The sequence below is a fragment of the Chryseobacterium defluvii genome (assembly GCF_003634775.1).
In the GTDB taxonomy this organism is placed as follows: domain Bacteria; phylum Bacteroidota; class Bacteroidia; order Flavobacteriales; family Weeksellaceae; genus Chryseobacterium; species Chryseobacterium defluvii.
Genome location: NZ_RBXB01000003.1, coordinates 13833 through 39146, shown reverse-complemented (window position 1 = coordinate 39146; position 25314 = coordinate 13833). Strand labels below are relative to the sequence as shown.

General features: G+C 35.7%; 29 protein-coding genes and 1 tRNA gene. 17 read left to right on the top strand and 13 right to left on the bottom strand.

What is annotated here, in order from left to right; translation table 11 throughout:
• Window positions 1–127: 127 nt before the first annotated feature.
• From BCF58_RS12090 to BCF58_RS12050, 9 genes are all read left to right on the top strand, one after another.
• A complete protein-coding gene (locus BCF58_RS12090) occupies window positions 128–745 on the top strand; it encodes a hypothetical protein (RefSeq protein ID WP_121462094.1) in 618 nt (205 codons plus the stop codon).
• 58 nt (window positions 746–803) lie between these two features.
• Window positions 804–1094, top strand: coding sequence for a winged helix-turn-helix domain-containing protein (locus BCF58_RS12085; protein WP_121462093.1), 291 nt, complete (start codon window positions 804–806; stop codon window positions 1092–1094).
• Window positions 1095–1158: 64 nt separating this feature from the next.
• Entirely contained in the window at window positions 1159–1449 is a 291-nt protein-coding gene (locus tag BCF58_RS12080) for a hypothetical protein (RefSeq protein WP_121462092.1), read from the top strand.
• A gap of 8 nt (window positions 1450–1457) precedes the next feature.
• On the top strand, window positions 1458–1760 hold the full coding sequence (locus BCF58_RS12075) for a hypothetical protein (protein ID WP_121462091.1): 303 nt from the start codon (window positions 1458–1460) through the stop codon (window positions 1758–1760).
• Window positions 1761–1780: 20 nt separating this feature from the next.
• A complete protein-coding gene (locus BCF58_RS12070; RefSeq protein WP_121462090.1) occupies window positions 1781–2266 on the top strand; it encodes a Coq4 family protein in 486 nt (161 codons plus the stop codon).
• A gap of 9 nt (window positions 2267–2275) precedes the next feature.
• A complete protein-coding gene (locus BCF58_RS12065) occupies window positions 2276–3646 on the top strand; it encodes a DUF4153 domain-containing protein (RefSeq protein WP_121462089.1) in 1371 nt (456 codons plus the stop codon).
• A gap of 13 nt (window positions 3647–3659) precedes the next feature.
• Window positions 3660–4355, top strand: a complete 696-nt coding sequence (locus BCF58_RS12060; RefSeq protein WP_170149022.1) for a DUF1361 domain-containing protein — start codon at window positions 3660–3662, stop codon at window positions 4353–4355.
• A gap of 44 nt (window positions 4356–4399) precedes the next feature.
• Window positions 4400–4939, top strand: a complete 540-nt coding sequence (locus BCF58_RS12055; RefSeq protein ID WP_121462088.1) for a hypothetical protein — start codon at window positions 4400–4402, stop codon at window positions 4937–4939.
• Window positions 4940–4982: 43 nt separating this feature from the next.
• Window positions 4983–5495: a hypothetical protein gene (locus BCF58_RS12050; RefSeq protein ID WP_121462087.1), complete on the top strand. Its 513-nt coding sequence runs from the start codon at window positions 4983–4985 to the stop codon at window positions 5493–5495.
• A 77-nt stretch (window positions 5496–5572) separates the two neighbouring features.
• Here the strand turns inward: BCF58_RS12050 and BCF58_RS12045 are convergent, their stop codons facing one another.
• From BCF58_RS12045 to BCF58_RS12035, 3 genes are read right to left on the bottom strand one after another with little or no spacing between them, the layout of a single operon-like run.
• The gene (locus BCF58_RS12045) at window positions 5573–6697 is read right to left on the bottom strand and encodes a serine hydrolase domain-containing protein (RefSeq protein WP_121462086.1); all 1125 of its coding nucleotides are present in this window, start codon (window positions 6695–6697) and stop codon (window positions 5573–5575) included.
• Between the two features lie 12 nt (window positions 6698–6709).
• Window positions 6710–7159 (bottom strand): D-aminoacyl-tRNA deacylase, encoded by a 450-nt coding sequence (gene dtd / locus BCF58_RS12040; RefSeq protein WP_121462085.1) that lies wholly within the window; start codon window positions 7157–7159, stop codon window positions 6710–6712.
• 1 nt (window position 7160) lies between these two features.
• Window positions 7161–7613, bottom strand: a complete 453-nt coding sequence (locus tag BCF58_RS12035) for a hypothetical protein (RefSeq protein ID WP_121462084.1) — start codon at window positions 7611–7613, stop codon at window positions 7161–7163.
• A gap of 109 nt (window positions 7614–7722) precedes the next feature.
• Here BCF58_RS12035 and greA point away from each other — a divergent pair, with 109 nt between their 5' ends.
• The 7 genes from greA to BCF58_RS12000 all read left to right on the top strand — a co-directional run bounded on the left by greA (window position 7723) and on the right by BCF58_RS12000 (window position 13633).
• The gene (greA, locus tag BCF58_RS12030) at window positions 7723–8193 is read left to right on the top strand and encodes a transcription elongation factor GreA (RefSeq protein WP_121462083.1); all 471 of its coding nucleotides are present in this window, start codon (window positions 7723–7725) and stop codon (window positions 8191–8193) included.
• Between the two features lie 40 nt (window positions 8194–8233).
• Window positions 8234–8623 (top strand): HIT family protein, encoded by a 390-nt coding sequence (locus tag BCF58_RS12025; protein WP_121462082.1) that lies wholly within the window; start codon window positions 8234–8236, stop codon window positions 8621–8623.
• Window positions 8624–8690: 67 nt separating this feature from the next.
• Entirely contained in the window at window positions 8691–9878 is a 1188-nt protein-coding gene (gene clpX / locus BCF58_RS12020) for an ATP-dependent Clp protease ATP-binding subunit ClpX (protein ID WP_121462081.1), read from the top strand.
• A gap of 78 nt (window positions 9879–9956) precedes the next feature.
• Window positions 9957–11948 carry a T9SS type A sorting domain-containing protein gene (locus tag BCF58_RS12015; protein WP_121462080.1) on the top strand — a complete coding sequence of 664 codons (1992 nt, stop codon included), beginning with the start codon at window positions 9957–9959 and terminating at the stop codon, window positions 11946–11948.
• A gap of 7 nt (window positions 11949–11955) precedes the next feature.
• A complete protein-coding gene (locus tag BCF58_RS12010) occupies window positions 11956–12168 on the top strand; it encodes a signal peptidase (protein WP_121462079.1) in 213 nt (70 codons plus the stop codon).
• Between the two features lie 60 nt (window positions 12169–12228).
• Window positions 12229–13515 (top strand): TlpA family protein disulfide reductase, encoded by a 1287-nt coding sequence (locus BCF58_RS12005; protein ID WP_121462078.1) that lies wholly within the window; start codon window positions 12229–12231, stop codon window positions 13513–13515.
• A gap of 44 nt (window positions 13516–13559) precedes the next feature.
• A tRNA-Met gene (locus BCF58_RS12000) sits at window positions 13560–13633 on the top strand.
• A 63-nt stretch (window positions 13634–13696) separates the two neighbouring features.
• Here BCF58_RS12000 and BCF58_RS11995 read toward each other — a convergent pair.
• The 8 genes from BCF58_RS11995 to BCF58_RS11980 form a co-directional block, all read right to left on the bottom strand.
• A complete protein-coding gene (locus BCF58_RS11995) occupies window positions 13697–14995 on the bottom strand; it encodes an HlyD family secretion protein (protein WP_121462077.1) in 1299 nt (432 codons plus the stop codon).
• 66 nt (window positions 14996–15061) lie between these two features.
• Window positions 15062–15268: a hypothetical protein gene (locus BCF58_RS17285; RefSeq protein WP_147462059.1), complete on the bottom strand. Its 207-nt coding sequence runs from the start codon at window positions 15266–15268 to the stop codon at window positions 15062–15064.
• Window positions 15269–15278: 10 nt separating this feature from the next.
• Window positions 15279–15419, bottom strand: coding sequence for a bacteriocin-like protein (locus tag BCF58_RS17450; RefSeq protein ID WP_170149021.1), 141 nt, complete (start codon window positions 15417–15419; stop codon window positions 15279–15281).
• A gap of 54 nt (window positions 15420–15473) precedes the next feature.
• On the bottom strand, window positions 15474–17666 hold the full coding sequence (locus BCF58_RS11990; protein WP_121462076.1) for a peptidase domain-containing ABC transporter: 2193 nt from the start codon (window positions 17664–17666) through the stop codon (window positions 15474–15476).
• 82 nt (window positions 17667–17748) lie between these two features.
• Window positions 17749–17928, bottom strand: coding sequence for a bacteriocin-like protein (locus BCF58_RS11985; RefSeq protein WP_121462075.1), 180 nt, complete (start codon window positions 17926–17928; stop codon window positions 17749–17751).
• Between the two features lie 34 nt (window positions 17929–17962).
• Window positions 17963–18133 (bottom strand): bacteriocin-like protein, encoded by a 171-nt coding sequence (locus tag BCF58_RS17445; RefSeq protein WP_170149020.1) that lies wholly within the window; start codon window positions 18131–18133, stop codon window positions 17963–17965.
• Between the two features lie 37 nt (window positions 18134–18170).
• On the bottom strand, window positions 18171–18344 hold the full coding sequence (locus tag BCF58_RS17440; protein ID WP_170149019.1) for a bacteriocin-like protein: 174 nt from the start codon (window positions 18342–18344) through the stop codon (window positions 18171–18173).
• 82 nt (window positions 18345–18426) lie between these two features.
• Window positions 18427–19935, bottom strand: a complete 1509-nt coding sequence (locus BCF58_RS11980; RefSeq protein ID WP_121462074.1) for a vitamin K epoxide reductase family protein — start codon at window positions 19933–19935, stop codon at window positions 18427–18429.
• Window positions 19936–20151: 216 nt separating this feature from the next.
• Between BCF58_RS11980 and BCF58_RS11975 the strand changes: the two genes are divergently transcribed.
• Window positions 20152–22380 (top strand): CocE/NonD family hydrolase, encoded by a 2229-nt coding sequence (locus tag BCF58_RS11975; RefSeq protein ID WP_228434796.1) that lies wholly within the window; start codon window positions 20152–20154, stop codon window positions 22378–22380.
• 390 nt (window positions 22381–22770) lie between these two features.
• Here BCF58_RS11975 and BCF58_RS11970 read toward each other — a convergent pair whose 3' ends face one another.
• Window positions 22771–23823, bottom strand: a complete 1053-nt coding sequence (locus tag BCF58_RS11970) for a DUF3810 domain-containing protein (protein WP_121462883.1) — start codon at window positions 23821–23823, stop codon at window positions 22771–22773.
• Entirely contained in the window at window positions 23819–25288 is a 1470-nt protein-coding gene (locus BCF58_RS11965) for an MFS transporter (RefSeq protein WP_121462073.1), read from the bottom strand. The genes BCF58_RS11970 and BCF58_RS11965 overlap by 5 nt, the downstream gene beginning before the upstream one ends.
• Window positions 25289–25314: the final 26 nt, after the last annotated feature.

Here is a 25314-nt window from a genome sequence, read left to right as displayed (position 1 = left end):
ATATTCAATATTAGTTTCTTAAAATTAAGAATTCCTGATGATGAGTAGAAAACTAATCATGAAAATTTTGAAAAATAATTTTGAAATTTGAAAATTAATTATAACTTTGTATTTCAAAGTTCTTTATATGGATTCAAAAAACTATCACGAAGATCTGTCACATATCCGTTCCATGATGGAACGTTCTTCCAGATTTATTTCTTTGAGTGGATTGTCGGGTGTTTTTGCAGGTCTTGCTGCAATTATCGGAGCCGTGTATGTCTATTTTGTTTTTCAAAGAGAAGGGATTGATTATTTTGATGGGGAAAGCAATGTATACAGCCTTTCCTTAGTTAAAGAACTCGTTGTCGCCGGAACTCTGATATTAATTACTGCTGTTTTGAGCGGTTATATTTTCACCGCTAATAAAAGCAAAAGAAAAGGCTTGAAAATTTGGGACGCTACAACAAAACGTCTTTTAGTCACCTTTGCGGTTCCTTTGTTTACAGGTGGAGTAGTTTGTCTCGGATTATTATATCATCACCTTTTTGCACTAGTGGCACCTGCTACATTGATTTTTTACGGTTTGGCTCTGGTAAGTGCAGAAAGATATACGCTGACTGATATTAAGTATTTAGGATATTGCCAGATTATTCTGGGTCTCATTTCCTTTTTCTTTTTAGGTTGGGGGCTGGTGGCCTGGACTCTTGGTTTTGGGGTCTTGCATATTGTCTATGGATTAATCATGCACAAGAAATATAAATAAAATTTAAATTTGCAGATTTTAGAAGTTTAATTTAAAATCTGGAACCTACATTCTGATTATGATCAAAATAAATCAACTCAATAAAGAATTCGAAAGTCGCGTAAGATTAGGCATTATGTCTGTTCTTATGGTCAACGATTGGGTTGATTTTTCGGAAATGAAAGCACTGCTGGAGATCACGGATGGTAATTTGGCGAGTCATAGTACGGCGTTGGAAAAAGCCAATTATATTGAAGTTAAAAAAGAATTTGTGGGGAAAAAGCCCAAGACCTCCTACAGGGTTACCCAAAGTGGAAGAGAAGCTTTTTCGGAACATTTAAACGCATTGGAAAAATTATTAGGTAAATAAAGAAAAATTTTTTTGAATATAAACTTTGTAATTCAAAGTACTTTACAACTAAAATACTTAAAATATGAAAACACTGAAACAAACTAGCATTTTGACTTTCGCGATCCCTGCTTTGCTTTTGGCGGCAGCTTTTTTCGGAAATCTTTTTATTGAAGGGTTTAACTGGTCGTTATTTGATTTTATCATTGCCGGGATCTTGCTTTTCGGAACGGCATTCATCATCAATCTTGTGGTGAGCTCAAATAAAAGCTTTTCTTCCAAATTAATTATTTGCGGGATTATTCTGATCGTGCTGATTTTAATTTGGATGGAACTGGCGGTAGGGATTTTCGGGACTCCGTTTGCAGGAAGTTAATATGTAAAATGATGGAAAATTCTGAAATGGAATTTGTCGGAAAGTTTTTTTTCTGGGGATCATTCCTTCTGGGAAGTATTTGTCTGTTTGGGTATATGATAACGAGTTGGGAAGGCTTCGTGGAAGGAGGGATTCTCCTTCTCACATTCGGCACAGTGATCAACTTAACGGCTGCAGTAGGATTACTGTTATACGGAGCTTTTAATAAGCCCTATTTAGATTCCTGTGTCAGAGGAGTATGTTGTATGCTGGTCAATATTCCTATTGCCGTTTTATATGCATTTATTGGAATCAATATTATTCACTATTAACATAAACTAAAAAATAAATTATGAAAAAACAACGAGTTCGCTTCCTGCTTTTTGTGTACGAACACACTCAAAGGCTGTACAGAAAATATTTCAAAAAGAAAAAGAGACAATGGCAGTTCAATGAAAAACAACTGCTCGAATTTCAGGCAGATTCTCTGGGAAGAAAACTGGGAGAATTTTATAAAAAACATGGTTTTACTATGATCCCGAAAATGGAAAATCACGATGTTCATCACCTGATTACGGGATGTGGCACCAACTTCGAAGACGAAATCGCAATGCAGTTCCTCCTTCTCGGAAATGGGAAAATGAACGCCCACCTTCTTGCTGCCATCTGCTTAGGAACATTGATTTTACCGGAATATATCGGAATGTACACAAGAGCATACAAAAAAGGCCAAAAAATGAGACCCTTTTATGACTGGGATTTTGAAGCTTTGCTTTGGCAGAATTTTGAACATCTGAAAGATTTTATACTACAGAAAAATACAGTTACCCACTTTTAAAAGTACATTATGAAAACACATCATTATATATTTCTTACAACCGCATTGTTTGTTGTATTATTTTACGACGAGAATGTTGGCCTTAACCTTGGAGTTTTAGGAACGATTTACGCTTTACTTACGCTATTCAGAACCCCTGAGAAGAACCGGACAAAAACCTTTCTGTTTCTTTTTGCGACGAGTGTACTTTCCAGTGCTGCTTTTGCGTGGTATGGAGATTTTCCTTCATTTTTGGCGGTTGTAAGCTCACTCTTATTACTGGGCTACAGATCAAAAAACAGGAGGATGAAAATACTTCTTTTGATTCCTGTCTTCATTGTTAACTGTTTTACATTTATCTGTAGATTTTTCAGTTTTGATGATTGGCTGCCTAAAAGGAATATGTCCGGTTTAGGGCAGAAAATTCTGGCATTCGTTCTTATTCCGTTATTCCTTTTAGCCATTTTCTTTGCAATCTATTCCGTAGGAAGTGAGCATTTTGCCCACCTTTTCGAAAATATTGAATTGGATGTCAATATCTGGCAATTGATCTGCATTACTGCTTTAGGTTTCTTTATAGCATTTAATTTCTGGAGCTATCTGGTAGAAAAATACATCTATAAACAAAACCCTATTTTGAATGATCACTTTGGAGAAAAAGCCAAAATCCAGAAATCCACCTATTCTTTTCTTGATCTTGATTCGGAAAGAATGAGCGGTGTCATTTCCTTTTTTGTGTTGAATGTCCTATTGATCTTCTTCATTATCACTTATAATTATGAGCAGTTCTATGAAGTCATAAAAAGCCCCGCCCAGCTTTCGGATGAAACCCATGAAAGGGTTATCGCAGTGATCATGTCCATTGCGATGGCAATAATGGTTATTATGTTCTATTTCAAATCGGGATTCAATTTTGATCCGAAAGCAGGAAAATTGAAAATCTTAGCTAAAATCTGGATCTTACTGAATGCGGTTCTTATTCTTTCGGCAGCTGTTAAAAATTCAGAGTATATTATTAATTACGGGTTCACTTATAAAAGACTCGGAGTATATGCATTCCTGATTTTATCATTAATAGGATTAGTGGCTACTTTTATTAAGATTCAATATCAGAAAACAAATGCCTATCTTTTCAATACAATGACTTGGTATTTGTATGGAACCATTCTGGTTTGCAGCTATATCAATTGGGGTGGGATCATTACTTCCCAGAATATGAAGCGAAAAGATTTTGTACTCGATTATCATAAAAGAGAGATTAATTTCAACGACAAAGGGCTCTTGAAATATGCGAAAGAAAAACAGGATGACAAACTGAAAAAGGAAATTCTTGATAAAGTAAAAGTACAACAAAATGAAAGTTTCCTTTCTAAAATAGGGTATTATCAAACAATTAAATAAATTGCTGTAAATAATGATACAAAAACTGATAAAGCATCAAAGGTTTGAAATCAACCTGCTTCTTATACTGATGACCTTATTTTGTTTTAGTCTTTCCATATTCAGGTATTATGTAAGCGACACTAAAGTGTTCTTCTTTCTGAACTGGAATTTATTCCTCGCCTGGATTCCTTTGATAATTACTTCTTTTGCTTTGATTTTTCAGATAAAAAGTAAAACTTCTTTAATGCTCATGGTGATAGCCTGGGTTCTGTTCTTTCCCAACTCTCCTTATATATTAACGGATCTTTTCCATCTGAAAGTCAGGGCTGGTATACCGGTCTGGTATGATCTCATTGTAATCCTTTCTTATGCCTGGACCGGACTCATCTGTGGTTTTGTAAGTCTGAATGATATTGAAAAATTTCTTTCCGCCTATTTTAAAAAACAGGTCATTAATTTAATCGTTGTTTTCTTCTTGTTCCTGAGCAGCTTCGGAGTTTATCTTGGACGGTTCTTACGATGGAATAGCTGGGATATTCTGAATAATCCTTTTGGATTGTTCAATGATATTATTGTAAGGTTCATCTACCCTCTGGAACACACGAAAACGTGGGGAGTAACGGTATTGATGGGGATTATGCTGAATTTTATGTATTTCATGATCAAAATAATTAAAAAGGAGGGGAATATCATGGTTCCGCTCAATACCATTAGCAAAACCTCCTGAATATATGGAACAATTTTGGCATGTAAAAACTAAAATAAAGTAATATGAAAAAAGCGTTATTGTTAATCCCATTAATAATCATTTCCTGTAAAAAAGAAATCCCTGTTTCAGAAACCGTTACTAATGATTCGATGGCGGTAACAGAACAACCATATCCAAAATCTCAGTTAGATTCGGCCGCTTTGAAGAAAAAGGATTCAATCATAAACAATGCACCGGCAACAAAAGAAGTGCTGCGCCAGGGAGTTATGAGGACCGAGAAGGAAGGACAAATCATAAGAACAGCAGATGCGTCACAACTTCCGTTTACCTTGGGAGAAGAATTCACTAAGGAAAACCAGGAGTTGGTTTTGAAAATTACCAACTATAACCAGCCCTCTCTTAAAGCTACAATTACGACCCATGAAAAAGATTTTAATATCCGCTTCAATCAGATAAAACTTCCCAATGGTAAATATGACGGACCATTCGGAAGAGAGATTACTTACGAAATTCCCGGAAATGGAGAAGTCTGGCTGATCATTGGGAAAAGCAATATGGCTTCCGGAAATACAAAAGGAGGTTTTTCGGTAAGTGTGGAATAATTGGTACAATTTCTGTAAGGTATTTCACAAAAGAATTACTATTATGAAAAATATAATTTTAACCGCAGCAATAGCTTCTGTAGCATTAGTAAGTTGTGGTACGGTTCAGTCCCTGGTTCAGAATACTTTCCCTTATACTGCAAATGTTTTGATTTCCACAGGAGTACCGGCTAATCAGGAAGTGTCATCCACAGCAACAGCTACCAATGTGCAAACCTGGTTTGGAGGAAACAATAATGCACAAATTAAAGATGTAAGGATTTCAGATGCAAAAGTATCTGTAGTTTCCCCATCAGGCGGAAATCTGAGCGCTCTGAAATCTATCAAAGTATATATTTCTTCAGGCGGAACGGGAGAAAAGCTTGTCGCTTCACGTAATGATATTTCTACAACTTCATCAAGTGTTAACCTAGATCTTAATGATACAGGCTACCTGGATAATGTTGTAAAAAGTAACGGACTTACGGTAAGAACGGTTTATGAACTTAGAAATCAGACCACCTCTGATATGAACCTTAAAATAGCACTTAATTTTAGCAGTATTCCTGCTCAATAGTTTATAGTATTATAAAATAATAATAAAAATAAAGCTGCCCCGGTTCCGGGGCAGCTTTATTTTTTGTCATAATGACCTTAATCAATATATTTTAATTTTAATAATATTCTGCGGATATGTCCTGTGATAAATGTATTATTGTTGGTAAGCCAGATTATGGAAATATTCTTTTCAGGGATCATAATCAAATGAGATTTGAACCCTCCCTGATCTCCTGCATGTTCTATGACATCTACTGATTCCTCAGTTTTTTGTTCAGCATAGAATCCTTTATGTACAAACCATACACCGGAATGAAACATAGGATTTTCTTTTTTCCAGTTTTCAGGTGCTTGCACCGTTTGTGATGATTCTATTATATCACAATGAGTTATTTTACATCTCTGAATGGCTTTTATATATTTCCTTAAATCCTCTATAGAACTCCATACTCCTCCATTTCCGGCAGCTGTAAAAGTTGGGTATTCACCGTAATCATATTCCTGGTATTGATCATTCTTAAAAATATAACCATGAGCTACATTTTTATCAGGGTACTTGCCATCAGTTATTTTGCTGCTTTTCATTCCGCTGGGTTTGAAAATATTTGAGTCAATGAAATGCTGCCACTTCATTTTACTTGTCTTTTCTATAACTAAAGCCAATCCATTGTAGGCAGGATTAGAATATTCCCATTTTGAGCCGGGCTCAAAGTTCAAAGAATCCGTAAGCTTCAAAGGTCGGAAATTTTCTTCATCTTTTGCAGTTAAATAAAATACACTGTCCTTTTCCACCCCTCTAATATCGGGAAGTCCGGAAGTATGGGTCAAAAGATGCCTTAATTTTATTTTAGCAGCAATGCTTTTATTTTTGAAGTCAGGAAAGAATTTCAATAGATGATCTTCAACAGATAGTTTTTTTCTGTCCTGAAGAATTAAAATCCCATAGGCTACAAATGTTTTGGTGATAGATCCTGTATTCGAAATGGTTTTGCTTGTAAACTTTTCTTTAGTTTTCAGGTTTGCCTGGCCAAAAGATTTTTCATATAAAACTTTTTCACCCTGTTGAATAAAAATGCTTCCTCCGGGTTCATTATCATGAAATACACCTGAAAAAGCAGAATCCAGCTTCATTTTTAAAAGCTCATCCCGGGATTGGGCACTACAGGAAATGGAAAACAAAACTACCAGCAAAACTGAGAAAAAGAAACTGGGTCCAGACATTGAACTAATTTTTTAATTTTTTGTAATGGAATCCATTACAATGGTAACGGGTCCGTCATTAATCAGAGACACTTTCATATCCGCTCCAAAAATACCGCTTTCGGTTTTCAACCCGGATTTGGCAATCTGTTCTTTAAAATAATCAAACAAAGGAACAGCCTTATCTGGTTTGGCAGCTTTTATGAAAGACGGGCGGTTTCCTTTCTTATAATCTGCGATCAAGGTGAATTGACTGATGGAGAGAATTTCTCCTGAAATATCCTGTACAGAAAGATTAAGCTTTTCCTCAGCATCACCAAAAATCCTTAAATTCAGGATTTTCTGAACCAGCCAGTCTGCATCGGTTTTTTCATCAGCTTCATCAATGCCAATCAATAACATCAAACCTTTATTAATTTCACCAACAATTTTTCCATCCACCTTTACACTGGCTTCTGAAACTCTTTGTATAACTGCTTTCATATTAATAATACACCGCTAAAATTTTACCGGACGGATCATAATTATAAGGATACGTTTTAGGAGGAAGAGAGGATCCGGCCGTTGGTTGTCCTGTAAGAAGAATCCAGGTTGCATTATCCTTTGGGCAAATAATACTTATGTTATCTTTAACTTCCAGTGTCGTGTTGCTATCCGGACAAACATGGGGTGCATTTCTGTCATACACCTTGAAGTTGGTATCAGAAGCCCTCACAATAATCAGACCTCTGGTTCCAGACTGTTGTTCATTTACATAAATCCATCCTCCGACCTGGTTCAAAGCGTTATAAGCGGGCAGATTCAGGTTTAAAGTTACATTAATGGGAGTATTCGGAAAACAACTTACGGTATCATCGGTACTGCCACATGAATTTATGCTTAAATTGCTGATTATCAGTAATGTGAAAATAGATAAGATTGAAAAAGTTTTTTTCATTTCAATTTAAATTTTTATATATTTGTAAAAATTAAACGATTATTAAACGAAAACATTGTCCGGCAAATGTCGGATTATTTTTTTATACTAAAACTAAATTCTTAAAATTATGGCAAGCTACGTAACAAAGGAGGGACTAGAGAAAATGAAAGCTGAGCTGGAACAGTTGGAAACTGTAGAAAGACCAAAAATTACCCAGCAGATTGCAGAAGCAAGAGATAAAGGGGATTTATCTGAAAATGCGGAATATGATGCTGCTAAAGAAGCACAGGGAATGTTGGAAATGAGAATTTCTAAACTTAAAGACGCTATTGCCACTTCTAAAATTATAGATGAAAGCCAACTGGATACTTCAAAGGTCTCTATTTTAACAACCGTGAGGCTGAAAAACAATGCCACCAAACAGGAGCAGGTTTTCACATTGGTTCCGGATAATGAAAGTGACCTGAAAAGTGGTAAGATTTCTGTGAATACACCCATAGCAAAGGGCTTACTGGGAAAAGTGGTAGGAGAAACAGCTGAAATTACTTTACCTAATGGCAATAAATTGTCTTTTGAAGTACTGGAAATTACATTATAATTCTACGTATAAATTCTAATTTCTCATTAAAAGAAAAAGGATGAGCACTATATTTACAAAAATCATCAACAAGGAAATTCCAGCCTATACAATAGCGGAAGATGAAAACTTTATAGCATTCTTAGACGCAATGCCTTTGGTGAAAGGGCATACACTAGTCGTTCCTAAAAAAGAAGTTGATCTGATCTTCGATTTGGAAAGTGAAGAATATAAAAACCTTTGGGGATTTGCGCAGGAAGTGGCCAAGAAAATAAAAAATGCCATTCCGTGCGTAAGAGTAGGAGTGGCAGTCGTGGGATTGGAAGTTCCTCACGCTCACATCCATCTGATTCCGCTGAATAAAATGGAAGACATGAACTTCAGAAACGAAAGATTGAAATTAACGAGTGAAGAGTATACAGAAATTCAAAACTCAATCATTAATTCTTAAAAATTAAGGAGATCGTAAAAAAGAAATTTTTTACGATTTTCTTTAAACGATAATTATATTATAGAATATGAACGCAAACCAATGTTCTTTCTGCGGGAGAAAAAGAAATGAAGTGCAGATGCTGATTTCCGGGCAGAATGGTTTTATTTGTGAAAATTGCATAGAGCAGGCTCACTCCATTGTAAAAGATAGTGTCTCCAAAGATGGGTTCTCTCCTGCTGAAACGATAGATGAGCTTAAAAAGCCAAAAGAAATCAAAGAATTTCTTGATCAATACGTAATCGGGCAGGACCAGGCAAAAAAACAGTTGTCCGTTGCGGTTTACAACCATTACAAAAGACTGCTTCATGCTCAGGATGAAAACAGGGAAGTAGAGCTTGAAAAGTCAAACATTATTATGATCGGTGAAACCGGAACCGGAAAAACCCTGTTGGCTAAAACCATTGCAAGAGAGCTCAATGTTCCGTTCTGTATTGTGGATGCAACAATTCTTACCGAAGCAGGATATGTGGGGGAAGACGTTGAAAGTATCCTGTCCAGATTGCTTATGGTGGCAGATTATGATGTAGAGAAAGCAGAAAAAGGAATCGTCTTCATTGATGAGATTGATAAAATTGCCAGAAAATCTGATAATCCAAGTATTACAAGAGATGTTTCGGGAGAAGGGGTACAACAGGGTTTGTTGAAACTACTGGAAGGAAGTATCGTAAATGTTCCGCCTCAGGGTGGTAGAAAACATCCTGATCAGAAATACATTCAGGTGAATACCCAGAATATTCTTTTCATTGCAGGGGGAGCTTTTGACGGGATCAAAGAGATCATTGAAAGAAGACTTAATAAACAGGCTATTGGCTTTAGTGCCGAAAAAATCAATAAGGTAGATGAAGAAGAATATATATTAACGAATATTAATGCGATTGATTTGCGTTCATTTGGATTAATTCCCGAACTTTTAGGAAGATTTCCAATTATTACCTACCTGGATAAACTTACTAAGGAAACGATGGTAAGAATTATGAAGGAACCGAAGAATTCAATTGTAAATCAATTTATTGAGTTGTTTAAGATGGATGGCACAAAATTGGTATTCACTGACGGAGCAATTGAAAAAATCGTAGAGGAAACAATTGAAAAAGGATTAGGAGCAAGGGGTCTTAGAGGAACTACAGAAAAAGTGCTTGAGGATTATATGTTTTCTATCGGTGAAGAAAAGGAAATCGTATTAACGGAAGATAATATTTTTGTTAATAAGTAAAGAATATTTTTTTTTCTTTAAAAAAAATTATACCTTTGCGGGTGAAGATTGTATTAACACACAAATAATTTATATACAATGAGAAAAAGTTTATTTGCTATTGGTCTTTTAGCAATTAGTTATTCTGTTCAGGCGCAGATATTATGTCATGTTGACACTAATGCTAATATGTATGTGAGTAAAGGCACGCTAGTTTATAGTGGTGGAGGCATGCAAATGAAAGGAAACGGTGTTATTGAGAACCATGGAAACATCATGGTTGCCGGTAGCGCGACAGATCTTTTCAAAACAGTTGATGCTTCAAACGTTGATAAAACCGAAGCAACCGGAGGAGGAAATTTCATTAATAAACTTAATGAGCCTACTGCGTTTGCCTCTATGAATACAAATAGTTCCACAGCTACTCCGGTTTACACATATGGACAGCTATATATTACAGGTATTCCCCAGGCTAATATTACCGGAATCGTAGATCAGGAGGTTAGACAAGTAAAACATGGAGATTATCAGCAGATGGGTATGCCATTCTATATGAAAACTCCCTCAACCCTGAATGCTGAACTCGGTAAAACATTTTCAACCGCAAGAGGTTCTAAAAATGATATTTTGTATTATAACAATACAAATGTAGTGGCTGTTCATTTACCTAACATATCCGGTCCATATAAATTCGGTGATGCCGCTCCGGCGCATGCTTACTGGATGGTAGGAGGTTCGGGACTTGATTTATCAACCATAACAAGAACGGTAAAAGGACGTCCAGTTTCTGATGACGGTTCTTTTGCCAATGCACCGATTACTTTACAGAATGCAGGAGCAGCTGTTAATTTTGGAACAGGTGGTAGCAATGTGAATCAATATTATGAAAAGTATTATTCCTACGTTCAGGATGGCTTTCACATGGCTGCTGGCGGAACCGCTTGGCAAGGCAATTATGGTAAGAACTGGTATCAGTTTTCCAATCCATACTTTACAAACCTGGATTTATCTTTAATTGGGACAGCTGAACCTGGGGCAACAGGTATTAGTGATAATGTTAACCTGACCAATATCTATGGAATAAGATTTGAGCCGTCCGGAATTGTAAGTTCTACAACCGGAGGAACTAGCTCAGCTGCTTATCAGGCCGTTACTTTCTCTGCAGGAGTTCCTACAGGAAATGTGGATTACTTAATGGTAAGACCTTTTAGTACTTTTGCCATTAAGCTAAATGACAACAGTGTTGCTAATTCTCTTAATCTTGCTAATTTAAGAAGATTTAATTATTACAGCAGATCTGCTACTACAGATTATAATGTAACAGCTAATAAAAGCGCTACAGCTAAAACAGGTACTGTAAAACAATTAGGTATTATTGCGCTTGATGCTAATGGAAAAGAAGTAGACAGAACATACTATGTTGTTTATCCTGACGGTACTACAGGACATTCTGCGGATACTAACACTCAGTTTACTGCTTCGGCATTTAACACGTTAGGTACATTCGAAGAAGCTCCTACAGGAGGTTATGATTATAACTATACTTCCTCTTACTGGTTATATATTAACGAAGCTAATGAAAACAATTTCTTAGGAAAGAATGTTAAATTAGTAAATTATAGCTCTAATATTAAATCCTATAAATTTGAAATTAGAGAAAATGCAGCCTTGGTTGCTAATGGAACACATCAATTATCTTCAGGTGTTGGTTTTTATTATAAAGCGCCTAACGGCACTGTGATGCAAGCTAAACAAGGAGACACGGTTCCGGTTACCAACAGTGAATATGATCTATATTATGGAGAGCCTACTAACAATGTGTTGGCAACTCAGACGCCTTCTGTTAAGCCTTCAAGAACAATGGTAGTTTACAATCCGGATATTACTAACTATATTGTTAGATTTGACCCGAACTGGAAAAAAGCAGATATTGAAGTTTATGATATGAGCGGTAAACTAGTTATCTCTAAAAAAGCAGTTAATACTTCTGCAGATTTTGTAATTGAACTGGATGGTTCACTTAAAAACTCATACGTTGTAAAAATTGTTTCTGATAAAGGAGAAACTGTTAACACTAAAATCTTAAAATAAAAATCTAATGAAAACTATCAATAAACTAGTCACGTCAGCCTTTTTTCTTTCAGCAGTCTCGATAATAAATGCACAAGCCGTTACGAATCCGGGAGGGGGCGGTGTAGTAGGGCCAGGAGCACCTGCATCACCAGTTGATATGTATATATATGCATTATCAGGCGTAGCTATCTTGTTCATCGTATTTTTTGCGAAAAAGATAAAAAGACAAAAAATATAAAATTTTATTAAAATATTTTAAACTCCCTGATTAGTCAGGGAGTTTTTTTATTTTTACCTTATGAAAAAGATTTATATACTATCAGCAGTATTATCTGCATTAACATTGCAGGCACAATTCACAGTTTCGATTCAGGGACCTGCAGATTTCAAGGAACAAGATGCCATTCTATATACTTTAAACGGATCTAAGGATATTATTGTTACCAAAGAGCAGAGTAAGAATAATGTTTGGACTTTTAAGTATCCTAAGAACTATGCAGGGATGATGAAAGTTTACTTCCCCAACACCAATAACTCCGTTAGTTTTATTTCTGAGAATAAGAATGTAAATATAAAGCTGGATGTACAAAATAATAAGATCAAAGATGTAGCTTATCAGGATGAAGTAAATAATCTCATGAATAGCCTACAGGAGGGATCTCAGAAAAAGGAATTGATTTTACCTGCTTTAACTCAAATCAAAGAATATTATAAAGATAATACTGAATTCGGAAAAGCATTAAAGACAGAAATAGGGAGATTGTCAACAGGATTAGAAGATATAGACCAGACAAAACATCCGTTCATTTATTACTATAATACAAATTATAATAAGTTCTTATCTAATAATAGCACTAATAAAGCAAGCCAGGATGATATTATCAACTTCCTGGATAAATCCGGGGATATGCTTGAAACATCATCGCTATTAAGACCTGTGCTGGTTGCTTATCTTAATGCAGGTGGCAATGCGAATGTTGGGGGATCTGTAGACAAACTTTTAGATAGATTAAAAGTAGAAACACCTCGTGGGCAAACTGTTTTATCTGAACTGATTGATATTTTTGATGTCTATGAGATGGGAGAGCTTAAGGACAAGTATCTCAGCCTTGCTAAAAATCTTAAATGTACTATTACCGACAGGCTTGCTTCAACCCTTAAAGCTAATGCCAATGTAGAGCTGGGGGCGGCATTTCCTAATTATAAATTTCAATCAGCGGTCAATTCAACAGCAAAATCACTTTATGATGTAAAAGCCGATAAGAAGATTATTATTTTCTGGTCGTCTACATGTTCACATTGCGAAAGTGAGCTCCCCCAACTTCTGACGAAGTATAATGATTTAAAAACCAAAAATATTCAGATTATAGGCTTTTCATTAGATACTGATAAAGATTCTTATACTAAAAAAATTGCTGCATTCCCATGGATCAACGATTCCGAATTAAAGGGATGGAACAGCAGTTATACAGATACCTACAATATCCATGCTACACCATCGTATTTTATTTTAGATGCTAACAATAAGATAATCAGCAAACCAGACCATGTAGGCGATGTTTTGGAATATTTTAAGCTAAAATAATTTTGGTGGAAAACAAATAATTTATATATTTGCACCACCAAAACGGCGAGGTAGCTCAGGTGGTTAGAGCGTTGGATTCATAACCCAAAGGTCACGGGTTCAAATCCCGTCTTCGCTACAAAATGAAAACCGCAACAGATTCTGTTGCGGTTTATTTTTTATATAATTTTTAAAAACTCTTTTAACTTTGATATCCAAGAAGTTTTCTGATCTGATAGAAGAAACGGTCAATAAGTCTTAAATCCTGCGTTACAATTTCAGCATTACCCTTTAATTCTTTATCAAAAGGAAGATTTTTGTTGTAACTCGTTTTAAGTCCTTTAGGAAGTATAATATCTACATAATAATTTCCATCCTTATCCGGAGAAAGAGAGATATTCTGTACTTTGCCTTCCACAATACCATATTCCTGGAAACGGTAATTATCCAGTTTGATCAGCACCTTTTCACCTGGAACAATCTTTCCTGAATTTGTTGCCGGAACCAACATTCTGCCTACCAATGTTTCTTTATTTTTAGGTAAAATCGATAAAATGGCATCTCCGGTTTTTACAAACTGATTTTCTCCAAAGAATTGCTGGAAGCTGGCAAGACCATCTATGGAAGAAATTATCAGATAATTCTGCTCCCACTGTTTCAATGATTTTCTTAGTTGCTCAAACAATTGTAAGGTTTGTGATGAATAGGTAATTTTATCTTTCTCACTGTTAATAGCCGTTCCACTTTTTGTTTTATTAAGATTGGAAATACTTTCTTCAATCTGAGACAAAGAAAGTTTGATATTCTCTACACTTTGTTGTGCCTGAAGATATTTTATTTTTTCATTTTCCAGCTCAACGGCAGAAATTACCCCTTGATTATAAAGATCCTGTGTACGTTGATAACTTTTCTTTGTTAATTCATATTTTGCCAGTTCAAGATTTTTTTGCTGCTTTAAAGTAGCAATTCTAACCCGGTATTCGGAAAGGCTTTGATTGGCCGCCAGGTTTTCCGGCGCATAAGGCTGTAACCTTGTAAACAGCTCCTCATCCTGGAATGCTTTGGCAAAATTATTATAATCTCCCTGCAATTCACCAAGCTTGAATCTGGATGTTTCGCGGATCGGAAAATTACGTAACTGATCGGGAGTAAGAGAATCCACAAGCTTTTTCAGCTCTAATACATCTTTATAGTTTGCTGTTGACTGCATGACCATCAGAATTTGGTTTTTTTTGACCTCCTGATGATTTTTAATGAATATTTTTTCAATTTTAGAATTCGTTCTGGCTTCCAGCTTTTCCGGTGGGTTTTGTGAGGTTACAATAATCGGGGCCGGAATAAATTCTGGATACCTTATAATATAACTCATAACCAGAATCAGTAAAAGTATAATAAATATAATGGTGTTTCCCCAGCGGATCATCCAATGAGGAGGCTGTGTAAGTATATCCTGTACACTTTCGGAGCGAAGTTCTATATTATCTAAAATATCTTTTTCCATGTGAAATTTAAGGGGTGAAAATCAAAATCCTCATCATGAGGATTTTGATTGAATTTTTCAAAATAGTTACAATGGTAATTTGTAACTGCAGTTAGGATGGTTTCCCGGCTCGACGCCCGGTATTACTTCTCCACCCGGACAATACTGGTTGCATGCATTCCATACCTTGATTCCGTTTACATAGCAGAAACAATTGCATGGCGAAGGTTGTACGGGACCTGCTCCGTATACATCCTTTAAATGTTGTCGTGAGACTTTCCTGAGGAGTTTCATAATAGATGTTTTATAAAATATAAGTACAAACTCTTTCCTCAGAAATACAGCTTTGCGTGTATTTGCACCAGTAATAACCGGTTGAGCATACTAATCCGGAACCTTTGATTTGTTTCAATTCCTCTTTTGAGATTTTTTTTAAATTTTTCATAATAAATACATTTTGAATTTGGTTAATAAAATAAAAATAAGAAAAAATATCTTTTTAATTTCCTAATTCCAGTTGATTTTTTACTAATCTGTAGTATTCGCCTTTCAGAGCTACCAGTTCAGCATGATTTCCTTCCTCTACAACCTTTCCTTTGTCCAGAACAATAATTTTATCAGCATGCTTTACCGTTGAAAGGCGGTGAGCAATAACGATAGCGGTTTTACCTTTGAAAAACTGTTCAAGGTTTTCCATAATAATTTTTTCATTATTGGCATCCAGAGCGCTGGTTGCTTCATCAAAAAAAATGTATTCAGGGGATTTATAAACTGCCCTTGCAATAAACAGTCTCTGTTTCTGCCCACCACTGACACCAACACCTTCATTTCCAATCTTAGTATTATAGCTCAGAGGAAGCCCTTCAATAAAATCCTTGATGTTAGCAATCTCTACAGCTTTCCGTAGCTTTTGCTTGTCAATATAATCTTCACCTACTGCAATATTATTAGCGATTGTATCATTAAAAATATAACCTTCCTGCATAACCACACCACAATGATCCCTCCAGTTTCTTGGTGAAATATTCTTGAGCCTTGTGTTGGCAATTTTAATATCTCCGTCATTGGGTTCGTAAAACTTCATCAATAATTTCAAAAGTGTTGTCTTTCCACTTCCGCTTGCTCCCACAATAGCTGTCGTTTTCTGGTAAGGAATCGTTAAATTAAGGTTTTCAAAGACAAAAACGTCCGACCCGATATAACGGAATGAAACATTTTCAATCTCAATATCTTTTTTAGGAATTTCAGAAACATATTGTTCGTCTTTATTTTCTTCATCTTCCTTATCGTGGATTTCTCCTAATCTTTCCAGGGAAATCTTGGCATCTTGGGTTTGCTTGATGAAATCAATCAGCTGAAGTAAAGGACTGTTAAGCTGTCCGATAATATATTGTACGGAAAGCATCATCCCTAATGTAAGATTGCCGCTTAAGACTAATTTTGCCGACAGAAAACTTACCAGGATATCTTTCATCTGATTGATGAAATTTCCTCCTACGGACTGCCACTGTTCAAGGGAAAGAGATTTAATTCTTATTTTAAACAACTTTACCTGTAAAAATTCCCAGTCCCAGCGTTTTTGTTTTTCGGCATTATGCATTTTAATTTCCTGCATCCCATTGATAAGTTCAATCACTTTACTTTGCTCCTGGGAAACCTGGGAAAATCTTTTATAATCCAGCTCTTTTCTCTTTTTAAGAAAAAAGCTGATCCAGCCAACATACAGAACTGCCCCAACCAGATAGACAATAAATAGCCTGTAATCATAGAATAATAAGACGATACTGAAAATAATCAGATTAACCAGCGAGAATAGAGTATTTAAAGAAGAGCTGGTGAGAAGTTGTTCGATTCTGTGATGATCATTAATTCTCTGCATGATATCCCCGGTCATTCTGGTATCAAAAAAGCTGATTGGGAGCTTCATCAACTTGATAAAGAAATCAGAAATAATGGAAATGTTGATTCTTGCTGAAAGATGGAGAAGAATCCAGCTTCGGATCACTTCAATGCCCATTCTTCCTATAAAGAGCATGATTTGAGCTAATAGAACTAAGTAGATAAAATTCAGATCCTGGTTTTGTATTCCTACATCCACAATACTTTGTGTAAGGAACGGGAATATCAGAGACAATAAACTTCCCGCCAAAAGTCCTACGGCAAGTTGAATAACAAGTGATTTGTATTTTAATAAATATTTAGATAGAAAAGAGAAGCTGGCCTTACTTTCCGCATCATCAAATTCTGTCTGAAAGAAGGCCGGAGTAGTTTCAAGGATCAGGATAATTCCCTCTTCTGTATTCTCATTGGCATTTTCCCCGATCCATGATCTTATGAATTCTTCTCGGGTATAAGTGATAAGCCCATAGCTCGGATCTGAAATATAAACCCTGTTGTTTTTATCAATTTTGTAGACAACCACAAAGTGATTCTTGTTCCAATGTGCGATACACGGAAAAGAAACTTCTTCTGCAAGGGTGTTAAAATCTATCTGAACGCCTAAGGATCGAAATCCTAAATCTTCTGCGGCATCACTCAGACCCAACAAGCTACTTCCCTCCCGGGTAGTTTCGGAAAGGGTCCGGATTTGTTGCAGGGATATACTTTTGCCATAATATTTACTGACAATTCTAAGACATGTGGGTCCACAGTCTTTGGTATCGGGCTGTTTATAAAAAGGAAATTTCTTCAAAACGTATAGTCATTTAAAAAGTCGCCAAAAAATATGACGACATTTCTAATTTAATAAAATTTGGATAAAGTTTTACAATCTATTATATATAACACCATTTATTGCAGGCATATACACAAAGTAAACCGTCCGGATCCGGCGGGCATTGTGGTGTTTTCTGAATACAATACACTGCAGAAGCCTGCGTCTGGGCGCATTCCATGGTAATACCTCCTTTAATGGTTTTAAGATTTTCTCTGGTGATTTTTTTAAGATTTTTCATAGTAATTATTGATGTTTGCGATTAGTTTTTATTTTCAAGGGCACTGGGTTGCCATTTGCTCAGGTGTTCTGCAAAGGCCATCAAAAGGTCCGCCATTCAGACAACATACAGAAGTTCCCGGGCAGTAGTAATCATCAACCCGGCAAGCAATACCTCCTGTAACCACTTTTAGTTGATTTCGGTTGAGTTTCTTTAGATTTTTCATAATAATAACTTGGTTTAAAATGTACTGGTGAAATAAATTATACCGGAATGGCATCACACAAATAAGTAGATGGACTTGCTCCGGATATTAATCTGCATGCGCCGTTGGAACAGCACCATCCTGATCCGCAGTTTCCATCTTGCGGACACATTCTAAGTCCTCCGTTGATGATTCGAAGGTTTTCTCTAGAAATCTTTTTTAGATTTTTCATAATAAACTTTTTAGATTGGTGTATGTGAGTTATTTTGTAATTTTTCCTAAGGTAGTGAATTTTTATTTACTTTTGAATTATTTTATAATTCCTCATCTTCCATGAGCTCATCAATAAAGTACCAAATATCTTCACGGTCATATTTGTCTGGGAATTGATAGCCATTGATCACAAATACCGGAGTAAAGTTGATCCCCGCATTGCTGTTCTCCTTACCAATTTGAATTAATGGATTCAGGTCTTCCTGAACGGAATTCGTTCCTGCTATTTCTTTTATTTTATTTTCATCCTTATATTCAAACCAATTTTCTACGGCATCCAGGAATTCTTTTTCAGGCTTGTTTTTGTAAATGGTGAAAAGATCCGAAACCAGAGCGGTATACTTTTCATTGGCTTTTTCAGAAGTATAGTTGAATCTGATCTGAACCGAAATATCATTAGGATATTTTTTGAGAAGTCCTTCCAGAATTTCATGTGCACCCTTGCAAAAGCCGCAATATGGATTAGAAACCACTGCAATGTGCAGCCTGGAATTTTTGTTTCCTAATGATAAGGTATGATTATCCGTAAAGTAAACTTTTTCTTTTTCTGTAAGTTCTCTTTTAAACAACTCGTAATTTCTTTTGAATCTCAAGTTCTTGGCATTGGATTTTTTTAAAATCTCTTTCTCTGTAAGAATTTTATTAAGAGACAATACGGCAGAAAATACCACCACCCATACAATAACAGCTAATAAAAGTGTGGATATGCTGAAAAATAAGTTTTCAAAAAATAAAAAGCTGATCAATAATTGCGCAGTGAGAATAGCTATAATTAAAAGGCAAACCCTGCAAAATGTTTTTTCTACAAAAGCCTGAATATATAATGAATACCCAATAGCAATAATGGAGACTAGTGTAAATCCTTTAATAACAAATGCTGTGGTGGGTAAAAACAAGCTCAAAATTGAAATTCCGATAAAATAAATTAAAGAAAGATCCGAAAATTTAAGCCCTAAAAAGCTGGTTTTATCCTGGGTAATGATTTTGTCGCAGGAATTTGTAGTCTGCTGGGTAGAAGTCTCCCCGCAAATACTGCCAATAACGGTGGATGTACTTCCGAATTTCTGATTGAAGATTTCCAAAGAAATATAGACCCCGGCGATTGAAAGGACCGTAAAAACAGTTTCAAACCAACTCAGGCTGATTACTGAATAGATTGCTATAAGGGCAAAAATGGCATATATAAAAGGTTTGAAATTGCTGATGGATTTATGATCGGATTTTTCATCCTTTTCAAAAAGAAGAACAAAGTCTGAAGATTTTTTATGCAATTCCTCCCGGTTTAAAGTTTTAGCCTTATCAGAATAAACCGAATAATTATTCCCGGATTTTTTCACCAATGAGAATGAGTTTTCTACAATGGCAATAAATTCTTCGGGCAACTCATCCCAGTACTCTTTGTCAAGCTCATAAGCATCATTTCTTACGCCCATGAAATTTAGAGTATCGCTAAAAGCCAGTGCAGAAGGATAATTCGGATGCGAATTAAATTGGAAAAGAAATTCCTGTTTGTCCAGTTTAAGATAGTGAATGAGTTTATCAAAAGTCATGTTGATTTTTTTAAACTAAAATACGGAGATGTTTTAAAAAAACAAATATTTTTTCATTTTAGTGTGAGATATTTACATGAAGCTGATTTACAGAGTGAATTTATAACTAAATTTGTTTTGTCTTTAAAAAATAATAGTAGAAACAATAAGAAATCGATAACATAATATTGATTTAACAGAGCAAATTTTTGATAAACACCTTTTATACATATTAATATGAAACTAAAATTAATCCTTGCAGCCTTATTCTTCATGAACCTGCTTTCAGCTCAAAAATTCTTCTGGCCGAAGGTAGCCTTAACAGATTCTGCTAATCTTGAAAAAAATATTTCAACAATAGCCTCTAAAATTTCTGAAAATTATAAAAAGCCTAAAAGATTGGATTCTCTCGAAAGGGCATTCAAATTTGATATTCTGGCAGGCAATTACAAAAAATCAGTAGCCACAATACAGGCATACCGCGAAGCTTTTGCTGATAAAAACAGTGCTTCCATAAAATTCATCAATTATGAAATATATGCAATGGCCAAAGACATCGAGAAAAATGAGAAAACTGATTTTTCGGGGGCATTGGATAAAGCGTTCGATATAAAGTATGCTACCTTACCGGATAAATATTCATTCCGTATTGCGGATGTATTTGCTGAAAATATCATGATGCGTAAAGATAATTTCAAAAAAACGCTTGAATCTTTAAAAAACGATAGTATCAGTCTTAATTCGGTAACAGGCTTAGGCTTCAGCTATTTGGATTATAAAATCTCTTCCGGAATTCAGCAAAGAGTGAAGGATCTATTGGCCCGTAAAGAAAAGGAAAAATATTTAGTGGAGACTACGGATTTGAAGACCAAAAAAGGAGGAACTGTGAGTGTAACGGTAACAAGAAGCAGGAATAATAATCAGCCTTTACCGGCTATATTGACTAATAATATTTATGCCGGAAATTATGACGGGGCATTAGGCAAAAGAGCGGTAGCCTATAATTACGTAGGAGTAGTAGTCAATACAAGAGGAAAAAGAACCAGTACCGATGAAATAGAACCTTTTGAACACGAAGCAGAGGATTTGTATGATGTTATCGATTGGATAAGTAAGCAAAGCTGGAATAACGGTAAGGTAGGGATGATCGGAGGAAGTTATCTGGGCTTCAGTCAGTGGGCCGCTACCAAAAGAATGCATCCGGCTTTAAAAACCGTAATTCCTCAGGTTGCTGTAGGAATTGGTATCGATTATCCTATGACCAATAATGTATTTATGAGTTATATGCTGCAATGGATTTCCTATGTCACTACCAATAATCTTACCGATGAAGAGGGTTTTAGAAACTATAAGAAATGGGATTCCGTAAATACGGCATGGTATAAGAGCGGAAAATCGTTCAGGGCTTTGGATACTTTTGAAGGTAAGAAAAATAAGATCTTTCAACGGTGGTTAGACCATCCGGGTTATGATAAATACTGGAAGAGTATGGTCCCTTATAAAAAAGAGTTCGGGAAAATTAATATCCCGGTCCTTACCACTACAGGATTTTATGACGCAGATCAGTTAGGGGCTTTATATTACTTTAAAGAATACTATAGATACAATAAGAATCCCAATCATTATATGATTATTGGCCCTTATGATCATGGCGGTGCTCAAAGCTACGCTACTAACGTATTAAGGGGCTACACCGTGGATCAGGCGGCTCGAATCAATATCAGTGACCTTGCTTTTTCCTGGTTTGACTATGTTATGAAAGATGGAAAGAAACCTGAATTATTAAAGGATAAAGTAAATGTTCAGATCATGGACACCAATGAATGGCAACACTTCCCGAGCCTGGAAGCGAGCCATAACAATACGTTGAAACTTTATTTTGCCAAAGGCCCGGATGCAGCCCAGCCGTTGCTGAAGGTAAAGCCTGCAAAAAATGACTTTGTCAAGCAGATCATTGATTTCAAAGATAGAGATACGAAAAGTATTTATTACAAATACGGAAAGAATGATAGCCTGAGAGTTAATAATACCGTTGTATATCAAACGGATATTTTGGATAAAGACCTTATCCTTAACGGAGCATTTAAGGCGAAGCTTAAAGCTGAGATCAATAAAAAAGATATGGATATTATCATATCCCTGATCCAAATACAACCTGATCATGAAGCTTTTTACCTGTCAAATTACTTAGGAAGAGCCAGCTATACCAGGAACCGCGAAAAAAGACATCTGTTGAAACCAGGTAAAGTGGAAACCATTTCTATTGATAACCCAACATTCGTTGGTAAAAAGATACCGAAGGGCAGCAGGCTGATCGTATTGTTAGGAGTCAATAAAACTCCGGAATACCAGGTGAACTACGGATCAGGAAAAGATGTAAGTGATGAGACGATTGCGGATGCAAAAGATCCTTTAGAGATAAAGTGGTTTACCGATAGCTATATTGAATTGCCAATAATACAATAAATGGATTATTTTTTTATAAAAGTTAGAGTTGTCAAACAATTTTTTTTGAAATTTTCCTGAAAAAATAACGGTGATTTTCAAAATTAACACATTTTTAAACAATTGTTTGATTTCGTACAAGAAATACATTAAAAATAAGTCAAATATAAATATCTTTTACAAGTTTAATAGATTATAAATAAGTCATTTAAAGGTGATTAAACTCAACAGAACTTAAAAAATCTTAAAGTTTTCTTAAAGTTTTAAAAAAGGCGAAAAATGTTTTTGTATTTATAAAATATGTTGTACTTTTACATCGCCTTGAATGAGGGAACAAGTCAAGGTAATAAATTTTTTTTCATCATTTGTGTTTTTAGAATCGTATCGCCTGGTACGATTCTTTTGTTTTTATCAATTTTCGTAATTCAGTAACAAATCAATGAAGTAAGAATAAGTAATGGAGCCTTCCTGCTGGTTGCTTTTCAGAAAAAGATTATTGGTCATACCGAAGAAGTCATCCAGCCATCCCTGATGTTTCAGGACAAAGCTTTTTTCATATAATCTATCCCTTTTCATGGCAGGAGAATAATTCCTTAGAACCGATTCTACAAAGTCAGGATCCTTTTCAATAATAAAGCGCAAAAGACTTTTTAATGTAAAATATTCTGTGCTGTATCTCAGCTCAATATTTTCAGAATGTACTCCCATCAGGTAACCGATAAAATTGGCTTCCTGCTCTCTGGCAAATCCTAATTGATGCGAACTTTCGTGTGCCGTTGTAAACGGAATGAATGTAGATGGCAATTCGGCATTATACTGCGCTTCGGCTGTGAACGGATTATAATATCCCAAAATGCCGGTAAAGCTCATTACGTTTTTGAAGATACTGGGCTTGAAAGCATTAATCTGAAGCCCTTTCTTGTCTGAGATATATTTCGGAAGCTTTTGCTGCTGAGCAAGGATTTCCCTTTGAACCGCCTGCAAATCGGTCACCACAAAAACTCCGTTTTTATCTTCTTTTACCAGTTCCCGGCTTAGTTTGCATTGATCGAGATATCGTAATGCCAGTTGTTTTGCTTTATTCAGATCAGGCTCTTGCTGCTGTGAAAGCTTTTTGATAATCGGGGTCTGAAAATAGAGCATACCCCAAAATACCTGGTAAATGAAATAAAAAATATTGATGATGAAAAGAAGCTTTAAAACTGCATTGCTTCTGGAGGTTTTTTTACAGCATTTAACTAAATAATAGAGGATAAGAAGACCCAATAGGATATACATCACATCACCTATCGAAAATGGAATCCATGCAAATAGTATTTGATGAGCCCATTTCTGAACCTCGAAGAAGTTCTCAAAAAGAGAGATCATAATCCCTGACATCGAGAAGACATAGAACAAAAGAATTTGGACAACTAAAGTAGCTGCCCAAAATCTTTTTTTCTTATATGTTTTCATACTATTAATGCCCACTGCCAGAACTTTCTTCACTTAAAGCAACACCTTGTTTCCTCAATATCTTCGGAGTGATAAATCCGTAAAAGGCCAGATACAAGAAACAGAATACAGGAATAATATAGGAGAAGTGAGTATACGTGATTCCCATAATTCCGCTTGGATTAGCTTTATCGAAGTCACAAATCCACCCTTGTAATAAAGGAATAATTCCACCTCCCAAAATCATCATGATAAGGAAAGAAGATGCTTTCCCTGTATTTTTCCCCAAACCGGCAATGGCTAAATCGAAAATTGAAGGCCACATAATAGAGCAGAACAAGCCTCCGGAAATGAAGAAATATTTTGCAATTTCTTTGTCCGGATAAAATAATCCGCAAAGCATCATGATAACTCCGGCAACACCAAAAATCATTAAAGTTTTTCCTGCATTTTTCCCTCCAATGAAGCTCATCAGAATAAAAATAATGATCCAGATCGGATAAATATAGAACGCCGAAACATCTTTACCGCTTAGCGTATTTGCTATTAAAATAATTCCGAATGCAATAAATGGAACTACAAATTTTAAAATCAGGTTCGTTGTTTTTGAAGTATCAAAAACGTTGATCCCTCCGTTCCATCTTCCGATCATTAAACTTCCCCAATACAAAGAAATGAAAGGAGCAATATTGTGTTCCAAAACATTTCCGAATTCATGGGTATGAAGTAAAGCGGGAAGGTTACTGATAATAGAAACTTCAACACCTACATAAATGAAGATGGCAATCATTCCCAAAACCAATTGAGGGTATTTGAATAGATTGAATTTTTCCTCTCCGGCTTCTATTTTCTTTTCTTCTGTCTTGGCAGGATCTTCGATCTTAGAAAACAGCATGAAAATGGCTACTAAAATAAATGCTACTCCTAAAATAATGAAAGGTAGTTTTACGTCATCCAACGATAGTTCAGTATGTTCACTTCCGGTCCCGAAAAGGGCTATTCCCAATAAGATTGGCCCGATGGTTGTCCCCAAAGAGTTGATTCCTCCGGCAAGTGTTAATCGGTGTGCTCCCGTATTTGGACTCCCCATTTTGATGGCTAAAGGATTGGCGACAATCTGCTGGACGGAAAACCCGAGACCTACGATAAACAGTGCCGTTAAGAAAAACCAGAAGTTTTGCGAAGTGGCAGCCGGTACAAATAGAAAAGCTCCCACAGCTGATATAATTAATCCCGCAGCAAGGGTTTTTTTATACCCGAATTTTTGCAGGATATCACTTTTTAATGAGATGATGAAGAATATGAGAGACCCCACAAAGTAAGCAACATAAAATGCCCACGCTACCAATTGTGACTGTACCTGCGAAAGTGTGAAACTTTTTTTGAATACAGGGATCAGAATATCATTACTTGCAGCAACAAAACCCCAGAAGAAAAATACAATAACCAATGATATAAATTGAGACCATTTGGTTTGCTCGTTGTGATGTTCCATAAATATTTTTACAGTTAGTTTAAACA

Bases quoted from the DNA above. Each gene is read 5' to 3' on its own strand.
- BCF58_RS17440 (WP_170149019.1), bottom strand. From the start codon at position 18,344: ATGAAAAATCTAAAAAAGATTTCTAGAGAAAACCTTCGAATCATCAAC.
- BCF58_RS17450 (WP_170149021.1), bottom strand. From the start codon at position 15,419: ATGAAAAATTTAAAAAAAATCTCAAAAGAGGAATTGAAACAAATCAAA.
- BCF58_RS12025 (WP_121462082.1), top strand. From the start codon at position 8,234: ATGAGCACTATATTTACAAAAATCATCAACAAGGAAATTCCAGCCTAT.
- BCF58_RS12085 (WP_121462093.1), top strand. From the start codon at position 804: ATGATCAAAATAAATCAACTCAATAAAGAATTCGAAAGTCGCGTAAGA.
- BCF58_RS12050 (WP_121462087.1), top strand. From the start codon at position 4,983: ATGAAAAATATAATTTTAACCGCAGCAATAGCTTCTGTAGCATTAGTA.
- BCF58_RS12090 (WP_121462094.1), top strand. From the start codon at position 128: ATGGATTCAAAAAACTATCACGAAGATCTGTCACATATCCGTTCCATG.
- BCF58_RS12015 (WP_121462080.1), top strand. From the start codon at position 9,957: ATGAGAAAAAGTTTATTTGCTATTGGTCTTTTAGCAATTAGTTATTCT.
- BCF58_RS11985 (WP_121462075.1), bottom strand. From the start codon at position 17,928: ATGAAAAATCTTAAAAAAATCACCAGAGAAAATCTTAAAACCATTAAA.
- dtd (WP_121462085.1), bottom strand. From the start codon at position 7,159: ATGAAAGCAGTTATACAAAGAGTTTCAGAAGCCAGTGTAAAGGTGGAT.
- BCF58_RS11980 (WP_121462074.1), bottom strand. From the start codon at position 19,935: ATGACTTTTGATAAACTCATTCACTATCTTAAACTGGACAAACAGGAA.
- BCF58_RS12075 (WP_121462091.1), top strand. From the start codon at position 1,458: ATGATGGAAAATTCTGAAATGGAATTTGTCGGAAAGTTTTTTTTCTGG.
- BCF58_RS11975 (WP_228434796.1), top strand. From the start codon at position 20,152: ATGAAACTAAAATTAATCCTTGCAGCCTTATTCTTCATGAACCTGCTT.
- BCF58_RS12065 (WP_121462089.1), top strand. From the start codon at position 2,276: ATGAAAACACATCATTATATATTTCTTACAACCGCATTGTTTGTTGTA.
- BCF58_RS17445 (WP_170149020.1), bottom strand. From the start codon at position 18,133: ATGAAAAATCTAAAGAAACTCAACCGAAATCAACTAAAAGTGGTTACA.
- BCF58_RS12035 (WP_121462084.1), bottom strand. From the start codon at position 7,613: ATGAAAAAAACTTTTTCAATCTTATCTATTTTCACATTACTGATAATC.
- BCF58_RS17285 (WP_147462059.1), bottom strand. From the start codon at position 15,268: ATGAAACTCCTCAGGAAAGTCTCACGACAACATTTAAAGGATGTATAC.
- BCF58_RS12005 (WP_121462078.1), top strand. From the start codon at position 12,229: ATGAAAAAGATTTATATACTATCAGCAGTATTATCTGCATTAACATTG.
- greA (WP_121462083.1), top strand. From the start codon at position 7,723: ATGGCAAGCTACGTAACAAAGGAGGGACTAGAGAAAATGAAAGCTGAG.
- BCF58_RS11995 (WP_121462077.1), bottom strand. From the start codon at position 14,995: ATGGAAAAAGATATTTTAGATAATATAGAACTTCGCTCCGAAAGTGTA.
- BCF58_RS11965 (WP_121462073.1), bottom strand. From the start codon at position 25,288: ATGGAACATCACAACGAGCAAACCAAATGGTCTCAATTTATATCATTG.
- BCF58_RS12010 (WP_121462079.1), top strand. From the start codon at position 11,956: ATGAAAACTATCAATAAACTAGTCACGTCAGCCTTTTTTCTTTCAGCA.
- BCF58_RS12080 (WP_121462092.1), top strand. From the start codon at position 1,159: ATGAAAACACTGAAACAAACTAGCATTTTGACTTTCGCGATCCCTGCT.
- BCF58_RS12060 (WP_170149022.1), top strand. From the start codon at position 3,660: ATGATACAAAAACTGATAAAGCATCAAAGGTTTGAAATCAACCTGCTT.
- clpX (WP_121462081.1), top strand. From the start codon at position 8,691: ATGAACGCAAACCAATGTTCTTTCTGCGGGAGAAAAAGAAATGAAGTG.
- BCF58_RS12070 (WP_121462090.1), top strand. From the start codon at position 1,781: ATGAAAAAACAACGAGTTCGCTTCCTGCTTTTTGTGTACGAACACACT.
- BCF58_RS12045 (WP_121462086.1), bottom strand. From the start codon at position 6,697: ATGTCTGGACCCAGTTTCTTTTTCTCAGTTTTGCTGGTAGTTTTGTTT.
- BCF58_RS12055 (WP_121462088.1), top strand. From the start codon at position 4,400: ATGAAAAAAGCGTTATTGTTAATCCCATTAATAATCATTTCCTGTAAA.